Here is a 21991-nt window from a genome sequence, read left to right as displayed (position 1 = left end):
CAACCCCGACCCGACCCCGATGTGGCCCCGAGGCGCCCATTTGTCGGCCGGTCCGGGTATACAAGGGATATGGGATGGCGGGATCGCTACGGAATTCGTCGGCTGCGTGGCCCGAAGATCGTCAGATTCGACCGGGAAGCCAATGACGGCGACATCGAGGCGTTGATCGCCTTCGCGAAGTCCCGCGTCGGTGTCGAGTTCTACGTCGAGCCGGAGACCTTCGCCACCGACACCACGGCGGTCGCCGTCGCCCACGACGGCGAGTGGACCCGGCGGCGGGTCGGCTCGCCCGCGGTCATCATCAAGGTGGCGCGCAACCTCGCCCTCCCCGTGTACGACGTCCAGCTCACCGGCTATCCCGGCAGGATGCGCGCTTATAACGAGCGGCGGAAGAACAGCCCCGCCCAGGAGTAGCGGGCCGGGGGGACAGCTACGGGGCCGGGGCGGTCCGGTCGTCGAGGAGGCCGAGCATGGGATGGAGCCATTCCATGGTCGCCCGGCCCATGCTGGCGTCCAGTTCCCCGGGGGTCGGCATGCGGTGGCGCAGGATCTCGGGGCTGATCAACTGCTGGAGCCCCTGGGCCAGCAGGTTCGCCATGGAGTAGGACGGGTCGGCCGCCAGCGCGCGTTCGACCGCGATGCCCGCGAGCGCGCAGTCGCCGCGCCGCCAGGCCGCGGCGCCGAGCAGGGACGCGACGGGAGGCACGAACGGTTGCTCCAGCCGCCGGGTGAGATCGGCCCATAGGGCGACGTGCGTGTCCTGCGTGCGGTCGTCCATGAGCGTCCACGCCTCGTCGCGGACGCGGACCACCGCGAGATCGACGCCGAGCAGCGCGGCCTCGTGGTCGGGGAGGCGGCCACGCCGGGCGAACGCCTCGATGGCATGGCGCACCCGGGCCAGCCCTTCGGAGACGAGCGCGCCGGGGACCTCCGACGGGTCGGGCGTGGCGAGGAGCCGCGCGCGGACCTGGGCGGTGACCAGCCGGGTCGCCTCGCGCATCGCCGCGCGCTCCGGCCCCCCGATCGGCGCCACCGACCGTTCCAGGCTCTCGCGGTCGGGCAGCGCCACCAGCCCGCCGATGGTCGCCTGGGCCGCGACCTGTCCCGACACCGGATCGTACGACCGCCCCTCGGGCGGGCAGCACGCGACCTGCCCGCACACGTACGACCAGTAGCGGGAGCCTTCGGCGCGCAGCGCCTCCACCACCGTGATGCCGGTGCCGGCGAGCAGCCGGATCACCTCGTCGACGGCGGGGGTGACGATCGCGCCGTCCCCGAACCCGGCCAGGATCGTGTGGGTGACGTTCTCGCGCCGGAGCAACGGCACCAGCCGGGCGAGGGACCCGTCCGGGAAGGGCAGGTCCCACCGCGTGGTGACCCGCAGCCTGCCGCGCACGCCCCTGCCGGCGAAGGCGATGATGACGAGGCTGTCGGCGGGGTGGAAACCCAGCAGATAGGGGACCGCTCCGAGGATGTCGTCAGGAGAGGTGAGGAGGATCGGTGGGGGTGTCATGGGCGCCAGCATCACGGACCGGGTGACCTGACGTGTCCGCCGAGCGACGTTCTGTGGACGAAGGCCCGCCCGGCACCACCCTCCTGTGGACAACGGCCCAGAAGGCCCGCCCGGCACCATCCTCCTGTGGACAACGGCCCAGAAGGCCCGCCCGGCACCATCCTCCTGTGGACAACGGCCCAGGCGGAGTGCGGAACACTCAGAAGCGGACCAGGATGGTGACATGCGGATTCGGATCGAAGGCTTTGATCTGCCAGGTCGTACGTGGGATACCCACCAGAACGGCGGCGTGCACGTGGGGGTGCAGAAGCGCGGACGGCCGGAGGAGATCCTCGAGCCGCAGGCGGGTGACGCGCCTTCGGCGGTGTGGACGCTCGAGTGCGGCGCCACCCCCGGCCCGGACGGCGTCGACATCACCGGGCCGTACGTCCAGGGTCGCCCCGGTGGCCGGTTCGTCTACCTTTCGTGGGGCATCGTGGGGGACGAAGGCGGGTTCGAGATGTTCCGCCGGGCGAAGCTGATGCTCGACGCCCTGACTCCGGACGTGGTCGAGGCCGCCATGCGCTCAGGGGTGCTCCTCGCGCGGCTGGGGCTCACCGACGCGAAGGGCCTCCCCGTGTGCGCGGCCGTACGCCCTCCGGCCGTCACCTGGTCCGCCGTCCCGGCCTGAACGAGTCGCGCGCCACGGGAACGCACGGTCAGGGCGTGGTCGTGTGGTGGGGGGTCAGGCGGCCGCGGACCATGATGGTGGCGCCGGCCACGGCAGCGGGCATGGCGACGACCGCGCCGAAGGGGATCAGGAAGATCACGAAGACCACGACCCCGAAGCCGAGCGCCGGTGACTTGTCCGCCCGCAGCAGGGCGAAGCGCTGCTTGCGCGCGAGACCCCGGCGTTCCATCGCGATCGTGGTGAGTTCGACGGTCAGGAAGAAACCCGACACGGCCGCCCCGAGCACCGGCACCACGGTCTGCCCGACCACCGGGACGAACCCGAGGGCGAACAGCGGGATCGTGAACATCAGCACGTACGCCAGGGTGATCAGGCTGTCCCGGACGGATCGGGCGATCGACCGCCACAAAGGCACGTCGGCGCCCTTGTACACCCCGCCCATGTCCTCCTCGACCCGCTCGGAGAGCTTCTCGTAGAACGGCTCCCCGATCACCAGCGTGGCGGCGGTGAACGTGATGACCGAGAGCACCAGGCCGAGCGCGAAGATGACCAGGCCGAGCAGGACCCGCAGGGCGTTCTGCGTGCCCGCGCTCCAGCCGTCGGCGAACGGTGTGGCCCAGGCCGCGAGGTCGCCCGCGTAGGTGCCGAGCAGGACGAGGGTGACGACGTAGAGGACCAGCGCGATGAGCGCGGGGATGAGCCCGAAGAGCCACTGGCCGGGGTTGCGTGCCACCCAGCCGAGCCCTTGGAAGAAGTACTTGATCCCGTCGGCGAAGCCACCGACTCCACGCCGGATGGGCTGCCCGATGCTGTTCATGCCCGGCAGGTTAGCGCCTGTCGTCCGGATAGTCGCAAGATCAATGGAAAGATCCTTGTTTCCAGATGGAGGTCACGGACACGCCCAGGTCGGCGAACAGGCGCCGGAGCAGGGGCAGCGAGATGCCGATCACGTTGGTGTGGTCCCCCTCGATGCCGTCCATGAACCAGCCGCCCCGGCCGTCCAGGGTGAAGGCGCCCGCGACGCGCAGGGGTTCGCCGCTCGCGACGTAGGCCGCGATCTCCTCGTCGCTCGGCGTGCCGAAGCGCACCGTCGTCGAGGCGACCTGTGCCGCCTCGGCCCCGGTCGCGGTGTCGATGACGCAGTGCCCGGTCAGGAGCCGGCCCGTGCGGCCGCGCATGGACCGCCAGCGCCCGGTCGCCTCCTCCGCCGACTTGGGCTTGCCGTACGCCTGCCCGTCCAGCTCCAGGACGGAGTCGCAGCCGATGACGAGGCCCTGGGCGACCATCTCCGCGACGGCCGCCGCCTTGGCGCGCGCGAGGACCAGGCAGAGCTCGGCGGGGGACTCGGCGGTCACGGCCTCCTCGTCGACGCCGCTGACGATGACCTCGGGGTCGAGGCCGGCTTCGCGCAGGACCGCGAGCCGGGCGGGCGAGGCGGAGGCAAGGATGATCTCGGTCATGGACCACGAGCCTAGGGGAGCGGCGGACCGGAGCGCGGCTTCGGGGTCGTCGGGACCGGCGGAAGGTCAGATCGGCCGGAGGCTGGTGATCAGGGTGGTGATGTCGGACCAGCGCTTCTTCTGCGCGTCGGGGATGGTGATGAACACCAGGGCCGGCTTGCCGGAGGGGACCTCCACGAGTGCGACGGCGGCCGTCGACTGGTGGTTCTTACCGCCCACCTTGTAGTGCACGCGGTACCCGAGCAGCCAGCCCTCGCGCTTGCCCGCCTTGATCGGCTGCGAGGCCGTCCAGCTGATCTTCGAGCCGGCCGGGTGGTAGTTGAGGGTCCAGCGGGCGGCGAGGAAGGCGGTGTCCCTGATCTGATCCTGGACCGCGATCGGCACAGGACACGTCGCCAGCAGGCCGCGGTGCTTCGCGCCCTTGGCGCCGGGAAGCACGCGCCGGGTGGCGAACGGCGAGGACGTGACGCGCTTCCAGGTCTTGGTGAAGCGGGCGAACGTGATCCCGGAGCGCTTGTCCTTCACGCGCCCTTTCGTCGGGGTGCCGTGCCCGCGGAAGGCCCGCAGCTTCCGCTCGGCCGGCAGCCTGGGCACGCGGGGGTCGGCCTTGGCCAGGTCGAGCGCGCTCTTGCCCGGCGTCGGCGAGGCCACCGGCGAGGCCGTGCCCTGCGCCGAAACGGGCGCCGGCGCAGAGACAGAGACGGACGCGGAGACGGACGCGGACGAGGTGGCTTCCGGGGAGCCCGAGGGCACGGAGCCGGACGGCACCGATCCCGACGGCACGGGTTCCAGAGGGGCCGCCGCCGAGGCGGAGCCCGGCGCGGGCGGCGTGACCAGGGACTCGACGTCCGAGGGCCCGGCGGCCGTGGGCGTCCCCCTGTCCCAGCCGGTCACGAAGAACACGACGGCGGCGGCCGCGACGGCGAGCGCGGCCACTCCCCCGACCACGCCACGGTAGATGACGCGCATCGGCACGTCGCCCAAGCGCGCGAACAGGGGACGCTTGACGGGCGGCGGCGGCGGAGGCTCCTCGATCACTATCTTCGGTAGCGGCGCGGTCTCCGCGTCCGCCATTACATACGTTGGGACGGCCTTGGTCCCGTAGTTCCCACCCACCCCATTTGGCACGATCGGAGCGTACGGCAAATCCGGAATTCTCGCCCCTGTTCCCGATCACACTTCGGGAACGAGTGCCCGCCCGATGACCGCCCTCACCCCACCTGACCTCGTGAAACGCGACCGCGGAGCTAGCGGGAGGGATTGCGGAGCGGCCCCCAGCCGGCCGGGCGGTGACCGCCCGCGCGCAGCCATGACGCGTCGGCGACGACCGTGCGGGAGCCGGGTTCGATCTCGGTGAAGCCCGCGTCGCGCACGACCGGGAGCCCGCTGTCCACCAGAGCGGCCCAGCGATGCGGCCCGGCCGTGCGCACGGCGATGGGCAGCCCGCTCGCGTGCCACACGGCCCGTTCCTGTTCGTCGGTGCCCCACCAGGCGAGCTGGGCCGCGTGCCCGGCCTGCGCCATGGCCTTGCCCGCGGACATCTCCAGCGCCGGGTTGAACCACAGCACCGCCGCGCCGGGCACGGGCGGCTCCGGGGGCGCCGTGTCCGTGAGGTCGGTGCCGGAGACCTGGAGCCGGGACAGTTCCTTGGGCCAGGCGTCGAGCGGGATCGGCGGGTGGACGCGCACCTCGGCCGTGCGGGCCGTGACGGTGATCCCGGGCAGTTCCTCCACGCGGCGCCATTCGGTGCCCCTGGCCCGGCGGACGACCTTCCTGATGCCGATGGACTCCCACGCCCGCACGGCCTCGGCCCATTCGCCGCTCATCGCCCGCTCGTCGGTGAGCAGGGTGAGCACCGCCAGAGCCGCCGCCTCCAGGGCGTCGGTGCGCTCGGGCGGAGTGGCCCGCTCGATGCGGACGACGAGAGGAAGCACTCTTTGGTCTGGCCGGTTCACCCTCCAAGGATCTCAGGCCGGCACCACCCTCGCGTGAAATGTCCGCCTTTGGGACGCGTGTCGGAACCCGCCCGAGCCGGGGAGGACGGATCAGGGAAGCGAGGTCGTGGCGACCGGTTCGGCGCGGGGAGGGCTCACCGGAGGCGTCCCGCCCTTCCTGGCGACCCGGAGCGACATGATCGCGGCGAGCCCGCACAGCAGCCCCGCCCCGTACCAGGCGGCGTCGTAGTGGCCGAGGTGGTCGCGGGTCACGCCGGCGGCCACGGCCGCGATCGCCGCGCCGATCTGGTGGGAGGCGAACACCCAGCCGAACACCACCGCGCCGTCCGGGCCGTAGATCGTGCGGCACAGGGCGACGGTCGGCGGGACGGTGGCCACCCAGTCGAGGCCGTAGAAGATGATGAAGATCAGCATGCTGGGCTGGGCCGTCGACGCGAACAGGGTGGGCAGGACCAGCAGGGAGGCGCCGCGCAACGCGTAGTACGCGCCCAGCAGCAGCCTCGGGTCCACCCGGTCGCTGAGCCAGCCGGAGAAGATCGTCCCGGTGACGTCGAAGATGCCGATGAGGGCCAGGAGCCCGGCGGCGGTGGTCTCGGGCATGCCGTGGTCGTGGGCGGCGGGGATGAAGTGCGTGCCGACCAGACCGTTGGTGCTGGCCCCGCAGATGGCGAAGCCGAGCGCGAGGAACCAGAACGAGCGGGTGCGCGCCGCCGACCTCAGCACGGCCAGCGCCCGCGCCGCCGCCCCTCCCGGGCGCGCGACGGGCACCTCGCGTACGGTCCCCGGCTCGGCCCCGAGGGCGGTGAGGCCGACCTCTTCTGGCCGGTCGCGCAGCAGCAGCCAGACCAGCGGCACGACGGCCAGCGCGCCGCAGGCGACGACCAGCGCGGCCGTCCGCCACCCCGGCCCTTCGGCGATCCAGGCCAGCACGGGCAGGAAGACGAGCTGGCCCGCCGCGCCCCCGGCGGTGAGCACGCCGGTCACCACGCCCCTGTGGCGGACGAACCACCGGTCGGTGACCGTGGCGACGAAGACCAGGGCCATCGACCCGGTGCCGAGCCCGACCAGGACGCCCCAGCAGGCGACGAGCTGCCAGCTCGAGGTCATGAACACGGTGAGCCCGCTGCCGAGGGCGACCAGCAGAAGCGCGGCGGCCACGACGCGGCGCATGCCCAGCCGGTCCATCAGGGCCGCGGCGAAGGGCGCGGTGAGCCCGTACAGCATGAGGTTCACCGAGACGGCGAGCGAGATCGTGCCCCGCGACCAGCCGAACTCCTCTTCCAGGGGGGTGATCAGGACCCCGGGTGTGGCCCGGAAGCCCGCGGCCCCCACAATCGCGACGAAGGCGACGCCCGCCACCACCCACGCGCGGTGCGGCCGCCATCCCCGTCTCACGTCCGTCGTCAGCGTCATGCGGACAATCATGCGTTCTCCCAGCTATTCGCGGCGAGTGGCTTGATAGCCAATATGTGCAAGAATCCGGCCATGCATCGCATCGCGGTCCTGGCGCTGGACGACTTCGCCACCCTCGACCTCGGCATCCCCGGCCAGGTCTTCTGGGTCGCGGAGGACGCGGCGGGCCGGCGCCTGTACGAGGTGGTGACCTGCACGCCCGGCGGGCGTCCCGTGCGCGGGTCAGGCGGGTTCAGCGTGCTGCCCGACCACGACCTGTCTGCCCTGCGCACGGCGGACACGGTGGTGGTGACGGGGATCCACGACGGGTCCCCGCTCCGGGACGGCACGCTCGCCGGCGAGGTCCGCACCGCCCTGCGGGAGGCGGCCGGCCGTTCCCGGCTGATGTCGATCTGCACCGGCGCGTTCGTGCTGGCGTCGGCGGGCCTGCTCGACGGCCGGCCGGCGACGACCCACTGGAGGCACGCCGCCCGGTTCACGTCGCTGTTCCCCCGGGTCAGGCTCGACCCCGACGTGCTGTTCATCGACGACGGCGACCTGCTCACCTCGGCGGGCGTCGCCGCCGGCCTGGACCTGTGCCTGCACGTCGTGCGCCGCGACCACGGCGGCGAGGTCGCCAACCGGGTGGCGCGGCGCTGCGTGACCCCGCCGTGGCGGGAGGGCGGCCAGGCACAGTACATCGAGCGTCCCATGCCGGTGCCCGAGGGCGCCGGTACCGCCCCCACCAGGGCCTGGATGCTCGAACGGCTGGGCGAGCGACTGGACCTGGCCGCGCAGGCCCGGCACGCCCGCATGAGCGTGCGCACCTTCACCCGGCGGTTCCGGGAGGAGACCGGCGTGAGCCCGGCCAGGTGGCTGGTCCGGCAGCGGGTCGAGCGCGCCCGCCACCTCCTGGAGACCACCGACCTGCCGGTGGACCAGGTGGCCGCCCTGTCGGGGTTCGGGACGGCCGTCTCGCTGCGCCAGCACCTGCACGCGACCGTGGGCGTCCCTCCCCTCGCCTACCGGCACACCTTCAGGGCCTGACCGGCTCAGGCCGTGCGGCCGGCCCTGCCGCCGGGGACGGCGGCGGCCGGGGTCGTCGGGTACAGGAACTGGTTGCCGCCCTCCGACAGCAGGGTCCAGAAGGCGTGCGCGACCGACACCAGCGTGACGTGGTGGTGCCATCCCCGGAAGGATCGCCCCTCGAAGTCGCGCAGCCCGAGGTGGTGGGTCACTCCCGCGCGCTCCCACGCCACCCGTTCGGCGGTCCGCGCGATGCGCAGCAGCATTCCGGGGGGCGCCTGGTTGATGTTGGTCAGCCACACCGAGGCGGAGCGCTGTTCGGGTACGGTCCAGGCGCCGAGCAGGGTGAGGGCGGGCTCGCCGGGCTCGGCCGTCGAGGAGCGGTAGGGCGTGTGGACCCGGGCGCTCACGGCGTAGCCGGCGCGGTCGTTGCCGGGCCGCTGGGCGGCCCCCGCGCTCTTCGGGGACTCGACGATGCGGCTCACGTCGCGCAGCGCGTCGATGAGCTGGCCCGCCTGGATGCGCCGGCCCGTGCCGAGGGGGATCCTCGGGTCGGAGGGGCTGACCGGGATCGACTCGGGCACCCGCAGCACGAACGGGATCCCCCGGGCCGAGAACTCGAAGATCATGCGGCCGATGTCGATCTCCCGGGCGTCCACGACGACCGGGCGCTGCCGCAGCCCCCAGGCGCCGGTGATGGCCGCGACGACCTCGGCGGCGCACTCTTCGACGCTGAGGCTGACCTCGTCGTCGGGGATGCCCGCCCGCCGGCGCCGGCCGGGGTCGCCGGTCCAGGACTCCGGCAGGATGAGCCGCCAGTCGATCGGGCAGGCCGCCTGCTCGGACGCCAGCCAGACGCCGACGACCTGCTGGCAGTTGGCCAGCCGGCCGAGTTTCCTGACGAACCTGCGTTCCACGCCGACGGTGTGGTCCCCCGACTTGGGGATCACCAGCGGTTCCACGACGAGCGCGATCGGCCGGATGGCCTGCTCGACGAAGCCGGCCAGGGTGCGCCGGACGGTGATCCACCCCCAGGGCGACTGGCTGATGAACTGCTGCAGGCTCTGCTCCACCGCCGGGCCGCTCTCCAGGGAGGCGATGCCGCGCATCGTCTTGCGCCCCTCGATGGACAGCAGCCCTCGCAGGTAGAGCCTGGCCCAGCGCCGCTGGTCGCGCCGTTTCAGCGACGAGAACACCATGCCGCAGAAACGGGCGAAGAACTCCGATGAGACTTTCTCCTGTTCGGAGGAGAACGAGCTGACGCCCACCGGCGACCCCCTCCAGTCCGCGCCTCGAGAGTTCGAGAAGAGGCGCACACCCCGCTGGGTGCCAAGAAAACCATACCGCCCGTGCGGTTTTTTTGAATGGCTCCCGGCCGACTTTGTCAGATGGGGACGGCCGGTGCGGGACGGTCCGGCGGTGCGGGACGGAACCAGATCGTCGCCAGGGGCGGCAGCACCATGGAGGCGCTCGCCGCGCAGCAGTGCCAGGGCAGCTCCACCGCCTCCACCCCGCCGAGGTTGCCGACCCCGCTGCCGCCGTACGGCAGGGCGTCGGTGTTCAGCACCTCCGACCACCGTCCCGCGAAGGGCAGGCCGATCCTGAAGTCCCGCCGCACCACCGGGGAGAAGTTGCACACGCACGCCATCGGCCGCCCGTCGGGGTCGTAACGAAGGAAGGCCAGGACGTTCTCCTCGGCCGCGTCGGGGGCGATCCACCGGAACCCCTCGGGCGAGGAGTCCAGCCGCCACAGCGCGGGCAGGCCCGCGTAGATCGAGTTGAGATCGCGCACCAGGTCGCGGACCTCGTCGTCGGCCAGGTCCCAGCGCAGCCCGCGCTCGGGGGACCACTCCTCCTCCTGCGCGAACTCCTGTCCCATGAACAGCAGCTGCTTGCCGGGGTGCGCCCACATGAAGCCGAGGAAGGCCCGTACGGTGGCGCGGCGCCGCCAGCGGTCCCCCGGCATGTCGCGCGACAGGGGCCCGGTGGCGTGGGAGACCGGCAGGACGTGGTGCTCGGAGTAGGCGTAGACCATGGGGAAGGTGATCTCCCCGTGGTGGTACCTGCGGTAGACCGGGTCCCGTGCCAGGTAGCCGAGGCAGTCGTGGGTCCATCCGGTGTTCCACTTCAGGCCGAAGCCGAGGCTCCCCGGGGCGGTGAGCGGCGCCGTGCCGTCCCACACGCCCGACTCCTCCGCGACGGTCACCACACCCGGGTGGAGCCGGGCGACGGCGGCGTTCACCTCGCGCAGCAGGGTCGCGCCCGGCGAGTCGTCCGGCGGCGGCGCCATCGCGCCGGGATCGCCGTCCACGGGGAAGGGCCCGAAGTCGTCGAGTACCGCGCCGGCCGGGAACGCGTCGCCGCCCGGCCCGCGGAGCATGGAGGCCACCCCGCCGACGCGCAGGCCGTCGACGTGGTACTCCGAACACCAGAAGATCGCGTTGGCCAGCAGGAAGCCGCGCACCTCCGGCCGGGAGTGGTCGAACGCCGACGGCTCCTCCCCCTCGTACAGGGACGACCCGTCGAAACGGGTGAGCCCCCACTCCTCCGGGCCGAAGCGCCGGGGCGTCCAGTCGAGGACGACGCCGATCCCCGCCTGGTGGAGGCGGTCGACCAGGTGGCGGAAGTCGTCGGGCCCTCCGTAGCGCGCGCTCGGGGCGTAGAAGGCGGTGCTGAGGTGCTGGTCGGCGGCCCACTCGGCCACGGGCATCAGCTCGACGTGGGTGAAGCCGAGGTCGGCGACGTACCGGGGCAGCTCCTCGGCCAGCTCGCGGTAGCCGAGGCCCGGCCGCCACGACCCGAGATGGACCTCGTACAGGCTCATCGGCCTCTTGTGCGGCGACCCGGGGCGGCGGGTGAGCCACCGCGCGTCGCCCCAGCGGTGGGCGGAGGTGAACACGATCGACGCGGTGGCGGGCGGGCGCTCGCACGCGGCGGCCAGCGGGTCGGCCTTGTGGCGCCACTGGCCGTCGAGCCCGAGGATCTCGTACTTGTAGCGGCAGCCGTCGCCCACGCCGGGGACGAACAGATCCCAGACCCCCGAGACGCCGCGGTGGGTCATGGCGTGGCCGGCGCCGCGCCAGTCGTTGAAGTCGCCGACGACCCGGACCTCCCGGGCGTTCGGCGCCCACACCGCGAAGGCGGTGCCGAGTGCCGTGGTGTGCGCGCCGAGGACCTGCCAGAGCCGCTCGTGACGGCCGTCCCCGAGCCGGCGCAGGTCGGAGTCGCCCAGCCTGCGGGGGAAGAAACCGGGACGACCGGAGAGCGATTCCTCACTCCTGAGAATGAAATTCACGATTTCATCTCTCCCGTGTCCCGGATCAGAGTGCTATGCCCGTGATTGGTTCTGGTCAGGTTACTCCGCGTTCATCGTCGGTAAACAGCCAAGCATCAAGACTCAGTCAAGTTGCGTTGTCAAGCCACGCGGTGCGACCACCTGAGCACGTCGGAGGGTTTGACCAGGCAGGCGCCGTCGGGCACCCGCGCGTCGCTCCACACGTCCAGCCGGGGGAACACGCTGACCCCGCGCAGGTGGACGCCCGCGTGCACGCTGACCTCGTCTCCGAGCGCGCAGAACTCCTCGAGCACCGCTCCCGCCCGGATCTCCACCGCCGTCCCGATGACCGAGTCGCTCAGCCGGGCACGCGGGCCCACGATGCTGTGCTCGCCGCAGGCGACCCCGTGCAACCGGGCCCCCTCCCCGATGTCCACACCGTCGGCCACGTCGGAGTGGGCCAGCACGACGCCGGGCCCGATCTCCACGTCCCTGCCGATCCGCACGCCGGGCCCGATGCGCACGACGCCGTCGCGGATCTTCTCGGCGAGCGAGCGGCCCGACACCTCGTCCTTGAGGTCCAGGCTGCTCTCGTGGATGCGCACGCCGCCGCCCTGGCCGGTGGCCGGCCACATCCGCGCGCTGATGGCCGGGTACTCGTCGCGCAGGACCTCCCGCATGGTGCGCAGGAAGTCCTCGGGGGTGCCGAGGTCGCCGAACCTGGCGATCGGGTGGGAGGCCACCCGCGAGCCCGCCGAGATCAGGTACGGCAGCAGGTCGCCTCCCCAGTCGAGCCGGCGCAGGCCCAGCTCGGCCAGGGCCGGCCGCCGGGCCGCCATCCGCAGCGCCTGGCAGTCGATGAGGTACATCCCGGCGTTGGTCTCCAGGGCGCCGCCGCGCGCGAGCCGTTCCGCCGACTCCATGGACGGCTTCTCGGCGAACCGGGTGACGATGCCGTCCCCGCCGCTGACCAGCACACCGTACTTGCCCGCCGCCTCGGCGGGCGAGCGCGGCACGGTCGCGACGGTGACCGAGGCGCCGGTCTCCCGGTGCCGCCGGACCATCGCGGCCAGGTCGAAGTCGAAGACCGAGTCGGTGGGGAAGACCAGCGCGAGGCCGTTGAGGTCCCAGTGGTCCAGGCAGCGCAGGGTCGCGTGGCCCGAGCCGGTGTTGGCGGGGTCGAACCGGGGCCGCGAGTAGTGGACCGAGACGCCTAGCCGCGCGCCGTCGCCGAGGATGGCCTTGGTCTGGCACCGGTTCTCGCTGCCGTTGGCCGCCACCCTGAAGTCGGTCACGCCCTGGGCGCGCAGCAGCTCCACCGCCCATTCGACCAGGCTGCGCCCCACCAGGCGCATGGCGGCCTTGCTGCGCAGGTAGTCGGGGGTGGTGAGGGTCAGCGGCCGTGCCCTGATCCCCTTGCCGCCGACCAGCGCGATCCCCCGCACGGGGGGCCTCATGCCGCACCGTCGAGCACGGCGGAGTTGATCCTCTGGTAGCCGGTGACCAGCGCGTGCCCGGGGTGGGCGGTGACGAAGAGCTGCTCGCCGGCCAGCTCGGCCATCTCCGGCACGTACGGCAGGACGGCGGTGACCGGGGAGCCGTAGGCGGTCTCCGCCTTCAGCACCAGGTCGTCGTCCGAGGTCGCGTCGGGCACCATGTTCACCACGAGGGCCCGCCGCACGCAGCCGACCCGGTCGGCCAGCGCGACGCTCTCCGCGGCGCCCGCGAGGTCGAGCCGGTCCGCGCGGGTCACGATGACCAGCGCGTCGGAGCTGGCCACGGCCATCACCGTCTCGGTGTTGATGCCCGTGTGGGTGTCCAGGAGCAGGACGTCCAGGTCCAGGCGGTCGATGAGCCGGTTGAACCCCTCGTTCAGCAGCCCCACGTCGTACCCGTTGGCCGTGATCTCGTGGATGGCCGGCAGGCCCGTCCTGGCGGGCACGATGAACAGCCCGTTGCCGGGCACGACCCGGACGGCGTCCTCGATTTCGCACCGGCCGACCAGGTAGTCGACGAGCGAGCACTTGGCGGGGCCGCCGGGGAAGCCGAACATGGTGTCCACGGCGGGTGACTGGATGTCGGCGTCCACGAGCGCGACCCGCCGCCCCTCGGCCGCCAGCAGCAGCGCCATGTTGGCCGCCATGCTGGACTTCCCGATGCCCCCCCGGTAGGAGTGCATCGTGATGATCCGGGCCATCAGGACGCCACCCGGTGAACCGTCATCATCGTGATGTCGTCCGACTGCTCCGCCGTGCCGACGAAGCCGTTCAGCGCGCTGTCCACTCGCTGGAGCAGGTCGGCGCCCGTACGGGCACCGCCGCACACTAGGTCCAGCATCCGTTCCTCCCCGAAGAACTTCCGGTCCGGCGCGCGTGCCTCGGTCACGCCGTCGGTGTAGATGAAGAGCACGTCGCCGGGGTCGAGGTGGGCGTGCCCGAGCGAGAACGCCGAGTCGCGGAGCACCCCGACCGCGGGGCCCGTCGGTTCCAGGACCACCGGCGCGCCGCCGCCGGCCCTGACCAGCACGGGCGGGTTGTGGCCGCCGTTGACGTAGACCAGGCTGCCGGTCAGCGGGTCCAGCACCGCGAAGAACATGGTCGCGAAGTAGCCCTGCCGCAGGTGGTTGCGCGTGAGGTAGTCGTTGGTGCCGACGACCGCGTTGAGCAGCGGGGTGGCGCCGACCACCGGCACCGTGCGGCCGTCCTCGCCGGCCATCAGGTCGACGGCCATCAGGCTCTGGGTGCCGCTCTGCTCGGCGGTGTGCCGCAGCAGGCTGCGGATCAGCGCCATGAACAGCGCGGCGCCCACGCCCTTGTCGCACACGTCGGCCACCACCAGCCCGAGCCGGCGGCGGTTGACCAGCTCGAACACGTCGTAGAAGTCGCCGGCGACCGTGCGCGCCGGGCGGTACCGCACGTCGATCCCCCAGCCGTCGGGCGTCGGCAGGGAGTCCGGCAGGAAGCCGAGCTGGATCTCCCTGCCGATCTCCAGCTCCCGCTCGTAGCGGTGCAGGTCGGCCTGGGTCTCGATGTGGCGGAGCGTGCGCCCCAGCTCGGCGCGGACGTAGCAGCTTCGCAGCCGGGTGCGGACCAGTGAGGTGAGGAACGGCGGGACCAGGTAGTCCAGCCCGCCCCGGATGTGCCGTTCGAGGGCCCCGAAGTCGGTCTCGGTGTACGCGAGCATCTCGGGGTGGCGCCCCTCGTCGTCCAGCCGCCTGGCGACGGCGCGGACGATGTTGGGCGGCACCTCGGCCGAGACCAGCAGGACGTCCAGCGGGGGCATCCGTTCGGCCGCGAGCACGTCGGCCGGCGAGCGGATCTGGACGGTGGTCCCCGCCTCTTCGAGCGCCTGCCGCAGCCGCGGGGGCAGTGTGGGGCTGTCGTCCAGGACTAGTACGCCGGTCTGCGTCATGTCGCTCCATCCCTGAGGATCCGCAGCGTGCTGATGTTGCGTCCGGCCACCCGTTCGTAGGTGAAACCGTCCAGGGCGGTCAGCGCGAGGAACACGCCGAGGCCGCCGATGCGGCGCTGCGCGACCGGGATGTCCTGGTCGGGCCGCTGGAGCCCGGCCCGGGGATCGAACGGCCGCGCCTCGTCCTCGAACCTGATCCAGACGGCCTCGTCCTCAACACCCCCCTCCACGGCGAGCACGCCCCCGGTCTCCCGGTAGCCGTGGACGACGATGTTGGTCGCCAGCTCGTCGGCCGCCAGCCGCAGCCGGTGGGCGCGGGGGGCGGGCAGTCCCGCGCGCTCGGCGAGCGCCAGGACGTAACCCGCCACCTCGTCGAGCGCTTCGAGTGACGCGGGGATCCGGGGCACGGTTCCTCGCTAACCGGTCATCTCGAAGCTGTGGTCGAGCCCGGCCATCCGGATGACCCGGATGACCGGCTCGGTCGCGCCGGTGATCTCGATGACGATGTCCTCGCCCAGCTTCTGCCGCGCGAACACCAGGGCCCGCAGGCCCGCGCTCGCGATGTAGGTCAGCTCGGCGGCCTGGATGACCACGCGCCCGGCGCCGGTCGCGGCGGCGTCGTCGATGGCCTCGTGGAACTCGGGCGCCGTCGAGGCGTCGAGCTCGCCGGCGAGGCGGATGGTCGCGATGTCCGCGTTCGTACTGAGGGTTGCGGTGAATGCCACGGGGGCCTCCTGGTCGTGGGAACCGGTCCGTTCACCGGAGCCGGTGGGGTCGTGCGCGCCGGTCTAGGCGGTGGAGCCGGTGAGGATCACGACCGAGCGCGGCCCGATGTGGTGGCGCCGCCCGCCGACCCGCCGCTCGGCGGTGCCGCCGGGGTCGGCGGTGTCGGCGAAGACCCGCCACACGGCGCCGCCGGAGAGTTCGGGCAGCTCCAGGTCGTGGCCCTCCCAGTGGGAGTTCATCGCCACGTACACGTGGTCCCTGCCGCCGGAGGCGTCGCGCCCGCAGCGCATCACCGCGAGCAGCCTGCTGCCCGGCGACCAGTCCGGTTCCCACGGCCGCACGCCGTGCCAGCTCACGTCCGGCAGGCCGACCCCGGCGGAGTCGACGCCGAGCGGGTGCCTGGCCTCCCGCAGGATCGGGTGGTCCCGCCGGAACGCGATCATGCTCTGGGCGAACCTGAGCAGTTCGGCGTTGGCCGTGACCAGGTCCCAGTCGAACCACGACAGCTCGTTGTCCTGGCAGTAGGTGTTGTTGTTGCCGAGCTGGGTGCGGCCGACCTCGTCGCCGGCGAGCAGCATGGGGACGCCCTGGCTGGTGAGCAGGATGGCCAGGGCGTTCTTCATCTGCCGCGTCCGCAGCGCGTTGACCTCGGGGTCGTCGGTCGGCCCCTCGGCGCCGCAGTTCCAGCTGTTGTTGTCGTTGGCGCCGTCGGCGTTGCCCTCGCCGTTGGCGTCGTTGCGCTTGTCGTTGTAGGACACCAGGTCGTTGAGGGTGAAGCCGTCGTGCGCGGTGATGAAGTTGACCGACGCGGTGGGGCCGCGCCCGCCGTACAGGTCGGGCGAGCCCACGATCCTTGCGGCAAGTTCCCCGACGGTGCCCTCGTCTCCTTTGACGAACCTGCGCACGACGTCGCGGTACTTGCCGTTCCACTCCGCCCAGCGGCCGTAGTTGGGGAAGTGGCCGACCTGGTACAGGCCTCCGGCGTCCCACGCCTCGGCGATGAGCTTGCTGTGCCGCAGGATGGGGTCGTAGGCGAGCTGTTCCAGCAGCGGCGGGTTGGGCAGCGGGCTGCCGTCGGGGCCGCGGTCGAGGATCGCGGCCAGGTCGAAGCGGAACCCGTCGACGTGGTACTCCGACACCCAGTAGCGCAGGCAGGCGAGCACGAAGTCGCGCACCACGGGGTGGTTGCAGTTGACGGTGTTCCCGGTGCCGCTGAAGTTGTAGTAGTACCCCTCGGGGGTGAGCATGTAGTAGGTGGCGTTGTCCAGGCCCTTGAAGGAGATCGTCGGCCCCTGCTCGTTGCCTTCGGCGGTGTGGTTGAACACCACGTCGAGGATGACCTCGATGCCCGCCTTGTGCAGGTCCTTGACCAGGGCCTTGAACTCGTCGGCCTGCATGCCGTACCGCCCGGTGGCCGCGTACCCGGCCTTGGGGGCGAGGAACCCGATGGTGTTGTAGCCCCAGTAGTTGTACAGGCGCTCCCCGGTGCCGGGGTTGACGCGCGAGTTGTCGAACTCGTCGAACTCGAAGATCGGCATCAGTTCGACGCAGTTGACCCCGAGCTCCCGCAGGTAGGGGATCTTCTCCCGGAGCCCGGCGTAGGTCCCCGGGGCCGACACCCCCGAGGAGGGGTGCCGGGTGAAGCCGCGGACGTGCGTCTCGTAGATGACGAGTTCCTCGGTGGGGGTGCCGAGCGGGGCGTCGTCCTCCCAGTCGAAGTCCTCCAGGGCGATCACGGCCCGGTACTGGTAGGGGTTGCTCCAGTCGGGCGGCACCCCCCAGGTGTCGCGCCCGGACAGCAGCCGGGCGTGCGGGTCGGTGAGGATGCCGGCGGCGTCGAACCTGTCGCCCTTGGCCGGGTCGTACGGGCCGTCGGCGCGGAAGCCGTACTCCAGGTTCTCCGGGTCGAGCCCGAAGACGGTCATCGCGAAGACGCTCCCGATCCGGTACTCGGGGGGGAACCGCAGCTCCTCCATCGGCTTGTCCGCGCCGCGCTCGAACAGCACCAGCGTCATGGAGGTGGCGCGGTCGGAGAACACCGAGAAGGTGACCCCGCCGGGCACCACGTGCGCGCCGTAGGGGAAGGGCCTGCCGTGGCTGACGCGGTACCCGTCGATCTGCCGCGTCGGGAAGGAGTCGATGCGTTCGGCGGTCATGGCCGTACGCCGCCCATCGCGGTCTCGGCGTCGTCGCCGATCTCGAAGAAGTCGAGGAACCCGGTGGCCGACATCACGAATCTGACCTCCTCCGACAGGCCGACCAGGACGATCTTGGCGTCGGCGGCCTGGGCCCGCCGGTAGAGGAGCAGCAGCATCCGCAGCCCGGCGCTGGACACGTACGGCACGCCGGTGAAGTCGATGAGCAGCCTCCCGGTGTCGCCGGCCAGCGGGAGGATGCGGTCCTGCACCCCGGGCGCGCTGTTGCTGGTGATCTCCCCGTCGAGGCGCACCAGGGTGATCCCGTCGGCGCTCCGCGTGGTGACGTTGACGCTCATCGCGTGGCCTCCACTTTGACCTTGACCTTGACCCGGCCGGTCGCCTCGGGGAGGTGGACGGTGAGGGCCTCGGCGTCGTAGTCCTGGTACGGCTCGCCGTCGATCTCCACCGAGGCGATCCTGATGGAGCCGGGGGGCAGCAGGTCGGGCGAGACGTGCAGGGTGCGGCCGGCGAAGCCGTCCGGGTCGGGCTTGAAGTACAGGTCCAGCGACTTGCCGTTGATGAGCAGGTTGTTGTAGACGGCGGACAGGTAGCACAGCTCGGACGAGTGGTACATGCTCATCGAGTGGCTGCCCTTGAACCGCTCGGTGCCGAGCAGGTACGGCAGGCCGCTGGCCAGCACGTTGAAGTACACCGCCCCCTCGTCGTGGTCGAGGAAGAAGGCGTTGTAGAACGACTCAGCGCCGCGCGCCTCGTCGCGGAAGCGCTCCTGACCGGTGGTGCCGAAGAGGATCAGGTAGGCCAGGATCGCCTGCTCCTGCTGCCACCAGGCCTTGCGGTCGTGCCAGACGAACCGGTAGCGGTCCTCGCCCTCGCGGCGGGCCCGCTCCACGACGTCGTACCAGCCGCCGCGCTGCCGGTCGCTGCCGATCGGGGGCATGATGTCGCCGATGTGCGCGGCCAGTTCGGAGTACTCGGCTTTGGGCTTGAGCGAGTTCATCCGCATGAGGTTCCACGCGATCTTGAGGTTGTGCCCGACCACGGCGCGGTTCTGCTGCCAGCCGTGCGTGGTGTCGTGCGACCAGTCCCGGTGGAAGCGCTCCTGGACGAACGGGCTGTTCTTGTCGTCGGGGAAGTGCTCCACGATGGTGTCGAAGGTGTACTCCAGGAACTTGGCGTAGGCGGGGTCGCCGGTGGCCAGGTACAGGTTGATGAGGTACGCGGGGGCGTGGTCGCCGACCGAGTTCCAGTTCTTCCTGGCCCGGTTCTCGCCCAGGGACTCGTGGTCGGCGCTGAACAGGATCGGGTCGATGTGCGAGAAGTAGCCGCCGCCCTCGCGGTCCAGGAAGAACCGGTCGAACAGCCGCAGGGTGGCGTCCGCGTCGCTCTTGATCCTCGGGTCGCCGGTGACCCGGTAGGTCTGGATCGGGCCGGCGAGCGCGTAGATCTGCTCGTACATCGGGATGGCGTCGTAGTCGTCGGAGAACTCCGAGGTGAACAGCTTGCGCTCGATGTCGCCGTCCTTGCGCAGGCCGTGGTACCAGTACACGATGTCCTCGTCGGTGTCGACGAAGCGCAGGTGCGACCGCAGGTACTCGGTGCCCCGCTCGGCGACCTCCAGGTAGGTGTCGTCACCGGTCAGCATGTACGCCGACGCCATGCCGTACACCAGCCGGGAGATCGTGTCGGTCTCCTGCACGTGGCTGCCGGTCTTCTCGCCGCCCAGCCGCAGCAGCGTGCGGTACTCGGAGAAGTCGACCGGCCCGTCGCCGAACTGCGCCTTGCGGTAGAAGGCGGCGATCTCCTCGAGCTGGTGGATCCACCAGCCGGACTCCTCGAAGCGGAAGTCGCCCGGGCGCCTGCCGAGGAAGATGATCCGCTTGGCGTCGAAGATCTGGCCCTCGCCCTTGGGGTAGAAGACCCCGTAGGCGAACAGGAACCGGCCGGGCGTGAGCATCGCGTCGATTTGCCCGGAGGCGTCGGTGTACGGCTCGCCGAGGTTGCGCATCAGCTCGGCGCTCGGCTCGCCGTCCACCGACACGGCGAACTGGCGGCCGTCAGCGGTGGACACGGTGGCGGTCTTGGCCTGCCTGTCGTAGGCGGTGACCTGACCGGCGATCGTGTCGGAGAAGGTGAAGTTCACGGGGTTCCACCCTTCTGTGCGACCAGGTCCTTCTGCGAGGACGGGTCCATCTGGGAGAGCAGGCCGTTCGGGGCGAGGTCCTTGCGGGCGAGCAGTTCGACGAGGGTCCTGGCGAACAGGTGGCAGTGCTGGCCGGACCGGCCGGTCACCAGGTCGCCGTCGACGACCACGTCCTCGTCGACGTATTCGGCGCCCATGTTCCGCACGTCGCCGACCAGGTTGTTGTGGCAGACGATCTTGCGGCCCCGCACGGTGTACGGGATGGAGGAGGCCAGCCACATGCCGTGGCAGATGATCCCCTTGATGACAGCGGGGTGTTCGAAGGCGCGGCGCAGGAAGTCGGTGGCGGGGGCGAGCCGGTTGACGTCCTCGGTGTAGCGCAGCCGGTCCGACACCATGCCCGAGGGCACGATGACCGCGTCGTAGCCGGCCGGGTCGACGTGCTCCAGGCTCTTGGAGACGGCGAAGGGCGCCCGGTACTCGTGGCCGGTGAAGGTGATGGACTCCTGGCCCCAGAGCCGGGTCAGGAAGTCGAGGGTCACGCCCTCCTCGGCGAACCTGCGCTGGTAGTAGAAGATCTCGGGCTCGTAGAAGTCGCTCTCCATGAGGATCGCGACGCGCGCGTTGACCACGGGCTACTCCGTGTCGAGGTCGATGAGGAAGGGCCTGTCGTCCAGCAGCATCCGCTCGACCGCCTCGTCGACCTGGCCGTGCTTCTCGACGCGCATCGCCTCGACGCCCATGCCTTTGGCGATGTCGACGAAGCCGAGGTCGGGGTGGGCCAGGTTGAACGAGCGGGGGAAGGCGTGCAGGGGGATGTCCCGTTCGCGCCAGTACTGCTCGATGTTGAGGTCGAGCAGCCGGTAGCTGCGGTTGTTGCAGACGACGAACTTGGCGCCGACGCCCTCGCGCACCGCGGTGGCCAGCGCCTGGATGGTGTACATGCTCCCGCCGTCGCCGGTGAACGCGACGACGGTCTTGCCCGGGTGCGCGAGCTTGATGCCGATGGCGCCGGGGATCCCGACGCCGAGCGAGCCGCCGCGGGTCTGGAACCAGTGCCCGGGCAGCCGGGGCGGCAGGTAGGTGCCGAGGACCCCGGCGGCGGTCAGGCCCTCGTCGAAGACCATCAGGTCCTCGGGCGCGCGCTCGGCGAGCCGCTGGGCGAAGGCGGCGAGCAGCGAGTCGTCGCCGGTGCCGCCGCCGGTCCGTTCGGCGCCGCGCCGTAGCCGCAGGGCGGCGGCGTCCCGGTCCCCGGGGCTCATCGACCGGGCCAGCTCGCCTTCGAGCGCGGCCAGCGTGGCCTTGGGGTCGGCCATCAGGCCGAGCGTCACCGGGTGGTTCTTGGCGATCTCGTACGCGTTCAGGTCGATGTGCACGATGCGGGCGTCCGGCCTGAAGGGCGTGACCAGGTCGGGGAAGACCTCGGGGAACAGGTAGGTGCCGACGACCAGGACCGCGTCGGCCTTCTCCACCACGGCCCGGCTGACCTCGCCGAACATGTGGCCGAGCTGGCCGCGGAACAGGGGGTGGCGGCCGTCCATGCACATCTCCGACAGCTCCACCCCCCACACGTCGGCGCCGAGCAGTTCGGCGACGCGGGTCAGTTCCTCCTGGGCGCCGGAGGCGGCGATGCCGTCGCCCATCAGGATCAGCGGGCTCTCGGCGCCCGCGAGCAGCGCCGCCGCCGACCTGACCAGTTCGGGGACCGGCGCGCAGGCGGTGTGCGGGATCACGGACGGCTGGGCCGGCTCGTCGTTGGGCCGGTCGAGCACGTCCAGCGGGAGCGCCACGAACACGGGGCCGCGCGGCGGCGTCATGGCGATCTTGACGGCGCGGCGCAGCACGCGCAGCACCGACGAGGGGTCGGTGACCCGGGTGGCGTGCTTGGTGACCGGCCGCGCCATGGCCACCAGGTCGGCCGCCATCTGGGCGTCCATGGCCTCGTAGCGGACGCCGGACTCGCCGGCGATGACCACCAGCGGCGTGTGGCCGCGCTTGGCCTGGTAGAGCATGCCGATGCCGTTGCCGAGGCCGACCCCGCTGTGCAGCTGGACCAGCGCCGGGCCGCCGGTGGCGCGGGCGTACCCGTCGGCGACGCCCACCGCCACCGTCTCCTGCAGGGTCAGGATGTAGCGGAAGTCGTCGTACTTCTCCAGCGCGTCGAGGAAACCCTGCTCGACCGTGCCCGGGTTCCCGAACATGTGCGTGATGCCGTCGGCGAGGAACTGCTCGATGATCGCCTCGTTGCCGCGTCTGGTCACGTCC

Annotated in this window: 21 protein-coding genes; 3 read left to right on the top strand and 18 right to left on the bottom strand. The window is 71.6% G+C overall.

Translation table 11 applies throughout. The features are described from left to right. The first annotated feature begins 69 nt into the window (after positions 1–69). Positions 70–414 carry a hypothetical protein gene (locus NYZ98_RS18145; RefSeq protein WP_262843988.1) on the top strand — a complete coding sequence of 115 codons (345 nt, stop codon included), beginning with the start codon at positions 70–72 and terminating at the stop codon, positions 412–414. A 16-nt stretch (positions 415–430) separates the two neighbouring features. Here NYZ98_RS18145 and NYZ98_RS18140 read toward each other — a convergent pair whose 3' ends face one another. After that, the gene (locus tag NYZ98_RS18140; RefSeq protein ID WP_262843987.1) at positions 431–1513 is read right to left on the bottom strand and encodes a DUF4192 domain-containing protein; all 1083 of its coding nucleotides are present in this window, start codon (positions 1511–1513) and stop codon (positions 431–433) included. A 223-nt stretch (positions 1514–1736) separates the two neighbouring features. On the opposite strand from NYZ98_RS18140, the gene NYZ98_RS18135 reads away from it, so the two are divergent. Continuing rightward, positions 1737–2183, top strand: a complete 447-nt coding sequence (locus NYZ98_RS18135) for a DUF5990 family protein (RefSeq protein ID WP_262843986.1) — start codon at positions 1737–1739, stop codon at positions 2181–2183. A 28-nt stretch (positions 2184–2211) separates the two neighbouring features. On the opposite strand, the gene NYZ98_RS18130 is transcribed toward NYZ98_RS18135, so the two are convergent. The 5 genes from NYZ98_RS18130 to NYZ98_RS18110 all read right to left on the bottom strand — a co-directional run bounded on the left by NYZ98_RS18130 (position 2212) and on the right by NYZ98_RS18110 (position 7011). Further along, positions 2212–3000, bottom strand: coding sequence for an EI24 domain-containing protein (locus tag NYZ98_RS18130; protein WP_262843985.1), 789 nt, complete (start codon positions 2998–3000; stop codon positions 2212–2214). Positions 3001–3040: 40 nt separating this feature from the next. Continuing rightward, a complete protein-coding gene (locus tag NYZ98_RS18125) occupies positions 3041–3643 on the bottom strand; it encodes a Maf family protein (protein ID WP_262843984.1) in 603 nt (200 codons plus the stop codon). A 66-nt stretch (positions 3644–3709) separates the two neighbouring features. Beyond that, on the bottom strand, positions 3710–4717 hold the full coding sequence (locus NYZ98_RS18120; RefSeq protein ID WP_262843983.1) for a hypothetical protein: 1008 nt from the start codon (positions 4715–4717) through the stop codon (positions 3710–3712). Between the two features lie 173 nt (positions 4718–4890). Then, a complete protein-coding gene (locus NYZ98_RS18115) occupies positions 4891–5577 on the bottom strand; it encodes an aminoacyl-tRNA hydrolase (RefSeq protein WP_262843982.1) in 687 nt (228 codons plus the stop codon). Between the two features lie 111 nt (positions 5578–5688). Further along, positions 5689–7011, bottom strand: a complete 1323-nt coding sequence (locus NYZ98_RS18110; protein ID WP_262843981.1) for an MFS transporter — start codon at positions 7009–7011, stop codon at positions 5689–5691. Between the two features lie 72 nt (positions 7012–7083). Here NYZ98_RS18110 and NYZ98_RS18105 point away from each other — a divergent pair, with 72 nt between their 5' ends. After that, positions 7084–8037: a GlxA family transcriptional regulator gene (locus NYZ98_RS18105; RefSeq protein WP_262843980.1), complete on the top strand. Its 954-nt coding sequence runs from the start codon at positions 7084–7086 to the stop codon at positions 8035–8037. A gap of 5 nt (positions 8038–8042) precedes the next feature. On the opposite strand, the gene NYZ98_RS18100 is transcribed toward NYZ98_RS18105, so the two are convergent. From NYZ98_RS18100 to NYZ98_RS18045, 12 genes are all read right to left on the bottom strand, one after another. Beyond that, positions 8043–9284, bottom strand: coding sequence for an IS701 family transposase (locus NYZ98_RS18100; RefSeq protein WP_262843979.1), 1242 nt, complete (start codon positions 9282–9284; stop codon positions 8043–8045). A 116-nt stretch (positions 9285–9400) separates the two neighbouring features. Then, entirely contained in the window at positions 9401–11311 is a 1911-nt protein-coding gene (gene glgB / locus NYZ98_RS18095) for a 1,4-alpha-glucan branching enzyme (RefSeq protein ID WP_262843978.1), read from the bottom strand. A gap of 119 nt (positions 11312–11430) precedes the next feature. Continuing rightward, positions 11431–12747, bottom strand: coding sequence for a nucleotidyltransferase family protein (locus NYZ98_RS18090; protein ID WP_262843977.1), 1317 nt, complete (start codon positions 12745–12747; stop codon positions 11431–11433). Further along, a complete protein-coding gene (locus tag NYZ98_RS18085; RefSeq protein WP_262843976.1) occupies positions 12744–13487 on the bottom strand; it encodes a MinD/ParA family ATP-binding protein in 744 nt (247 codons plus the stop codon). The genes NYZ98_RS18090 and NYZ98_RS18085 overlap by 4 nt, the downstream gene beginning before the upstream one ends. Further along, complete coding sequence (locus NYZ98_RS18080) at positions 13487–14701, bottom strand: PP2C family protein-serine/threonine phosphatase (RefSeq protein WP_262843975.1); 1215 nt, start codon at positions 14699–14701, stop codon at positions 13487–13489. The genes NYZ98_RS18085 and NYZ98_RS18080 overlap by 1 nt, the downstream gene beginning before the upstream one ends. Further along, positions 14698–15108, bottom strand: a complete 411-nt coding sequence (locus NYZ98_RS18075) for an ATP-binding protein (RefSeq protein WP_262843974.1) — start codon at positions 15106–15108, stop codon at positions 14698–14700. The genes NYZ98_RS18080 and NYZ98_RS18075 overlap by 4 nt, the downstream gene beginning before the upstream one ends. Positions 15109–15117: 9 nt before the next feature. After that, a complete protein-coding gene (locus tag NYZ98_RS18070) occupies positions 15118–15426 on the bottom strand; it encodes an STAS domain-containing protein (protein WP_262843973.1) in 309 nt (102 codons plus the stop codon). Between the two features lie 63 nt (positions 15427–15489). Then, positions 15490–17583 carry a glycogen debranching protein GlgX gene (gene glgX, locus NYZ98_RS18065; protein ID WP_262843972.1) on the bottom strand — a complete coding sequence of 698 codons (2094 nt, stop codon included), beginning with the start codon at positions 17581–17583 and terminating at the stop codon, positions 15490–15492. Then, on the bottom strand, positions 17580–17921 hold the full coding sequence (locus NYZ98_RS18060) for an STAS domain-containing protein (protein ID WP_262843971.1): 342 nt from the start codon (positions 17919–17921) through the stop codon (positions 17580–17582). The genes glgX and NYZ98_RS18060 overlap by 4 nt, the downstream gene beginning before the upstream one ends. After that, positions 17918–19726, bottom strand: coding sequence for an AGE family epimerase/isomerase (locus NYZ98_RS18055; protein WP_262843970.1), 1809 nt, complete (start codon positions 19724–19726; stop codon positions 17918–17920). The genes NYZ98_RS18060 and NYZ98_RS18055 overlap by 4 nt, the downstream gene beginning before the upstream one ends. Further along, the gene (locus tag NYZ98_RS18050; RefSeq protein WP_262843969.1) at positions 19723–20358 is read right to left on the bottom strand and encodes a DJ-1/PfpI family protein; all 636 of its coding nucleotides are present in this window, start codon (positions 20356–20358) and stop codon (positions 19723–19725) included. Before NYZ98_RS18050 ends, NYZ98_RS18055 begins: the two co-directional genes overlap by 4 nt. A 3-nt stretch (positions 20359–20361) precedes the next feature. Then, entirely contained in the window at positions 20362–21987 is a 1626-nt protein-coding gene (locus NYZ98_RS18045) for a thiamine pyrophosphate-binding protein (protein ID WP_262843968.1), read from the bottom strand. Between the last annotated feature and the right edge of the window lie 4 nt (positions 21988–21991).

The organism is Sphaerisporangium corydalis, assembly GCF_025506355.1.
Lineage (GTDB): Bacteria > Actinomycetota > Actinomycetes > Streptosporangiales > Streptosporangiaceae > Sphaerisporangium > Sphaerisporangium corydalis.
This window is presented reverse-complemented; position numbering and strand designations above follow the sequence as displayed.

Excerpts from the sequence above, each read along its gene's own strand:
- NYZ98_RS18145 (WP_262843988.1), top strand. The coding sequence starts at position 70 with ATGGGATGGCGGGATCGCTACGGAATTCGTCGGCTGCGTGGCCCGAAG.
- NYZ98_RS18140 (WP_262843987.1), bottom strand. The coding sequence starts at position 1,513 with ATGACACCCCCACCGATCCTCCTCACCTCTCCTGACGACATCCTCGGA.
- NYZ98_RS18135 (WP_262843986.1), top strand. The coding sequence starts at position 1,737 with ATGCGGATTCGGATCGAAGGCTTTGATCTGCCAGGTCGTACGTGGGAT.
- NYZ98_RS18130 (WP_262843985.1), bottom strand. The coding sequence starts at position 3,000 with ATGAACAGCATCGGGCAGCCCATCCGGCGTGGAGTCGGTGGCTTCGCC.
- NYZ98_RS18125 (WP_262843984.1), bottom strand. The coding sequence starts at position 3,643 with ATGACCGAGATCATCCTTGCCTCCGCCTCGCCCGCCCGGCTCGCGGTC.
- NYZ98_RS18120 (WP_262843983.1), bottom strand. The coding sequence starts at position 4,717 with ATGGCGGACGCGGAGACCGCGCCGCTACCGAAGATAGTGATCGAGGAG.
- NYZ98_RS18110 (WP_262843981.1), bottom strand. The coding sequence starts at position 7,011 with ATGACGCTGACGACGGACGTGAGACGGGGATGGCGGCCGCACCGCGCG.
- NYZ98_RS18105 (WP_262843980.1), top strand. The coding sequence starts at position 7,084 with ATGCATCGCATCGCGGTCCTGGCGCTGGACGACTTCGCCACCCTCGAC.
- NYZ98_RS18090 (WP_262843977.1), bottom strand. The coding sequence starts at position 12,747 with ATGAGGCCCCCCGTGCGGGGGATCGCGCTGGTCGGCGGCAAGGGGATC.
- NYZ98_RS18085 (WP_262843976.1), bottom strand. The coding sequence starts at position 13,487 with ATGGCCCGGATCATCACGATGCACTCCTACCGGGGGGGCATCGGGAAG.
- NYZ98_RS18080 (WP_262843975.1), bottom strand. The coding sequence starts at position 14,701 with ATGACGCAGACCGGCGTACTAGTCCTGGACGACAGCCCCACACTGCCC.
- glgX (WP_262843972.1), bottom strand. The coding sequence starts at position 17,583 with ATGACCGCCGAACGCATCGACTCCTTCCCGACGCGGCAGATCGACGGG.
- NYZ98_RS18060 (WP_262843971.1), bottom strand. The coding sequence starts at position 17,921 with ATGAGCGTCAACGTCACCACGCGGAGCGCCGACGGGATCACCCTGGTG.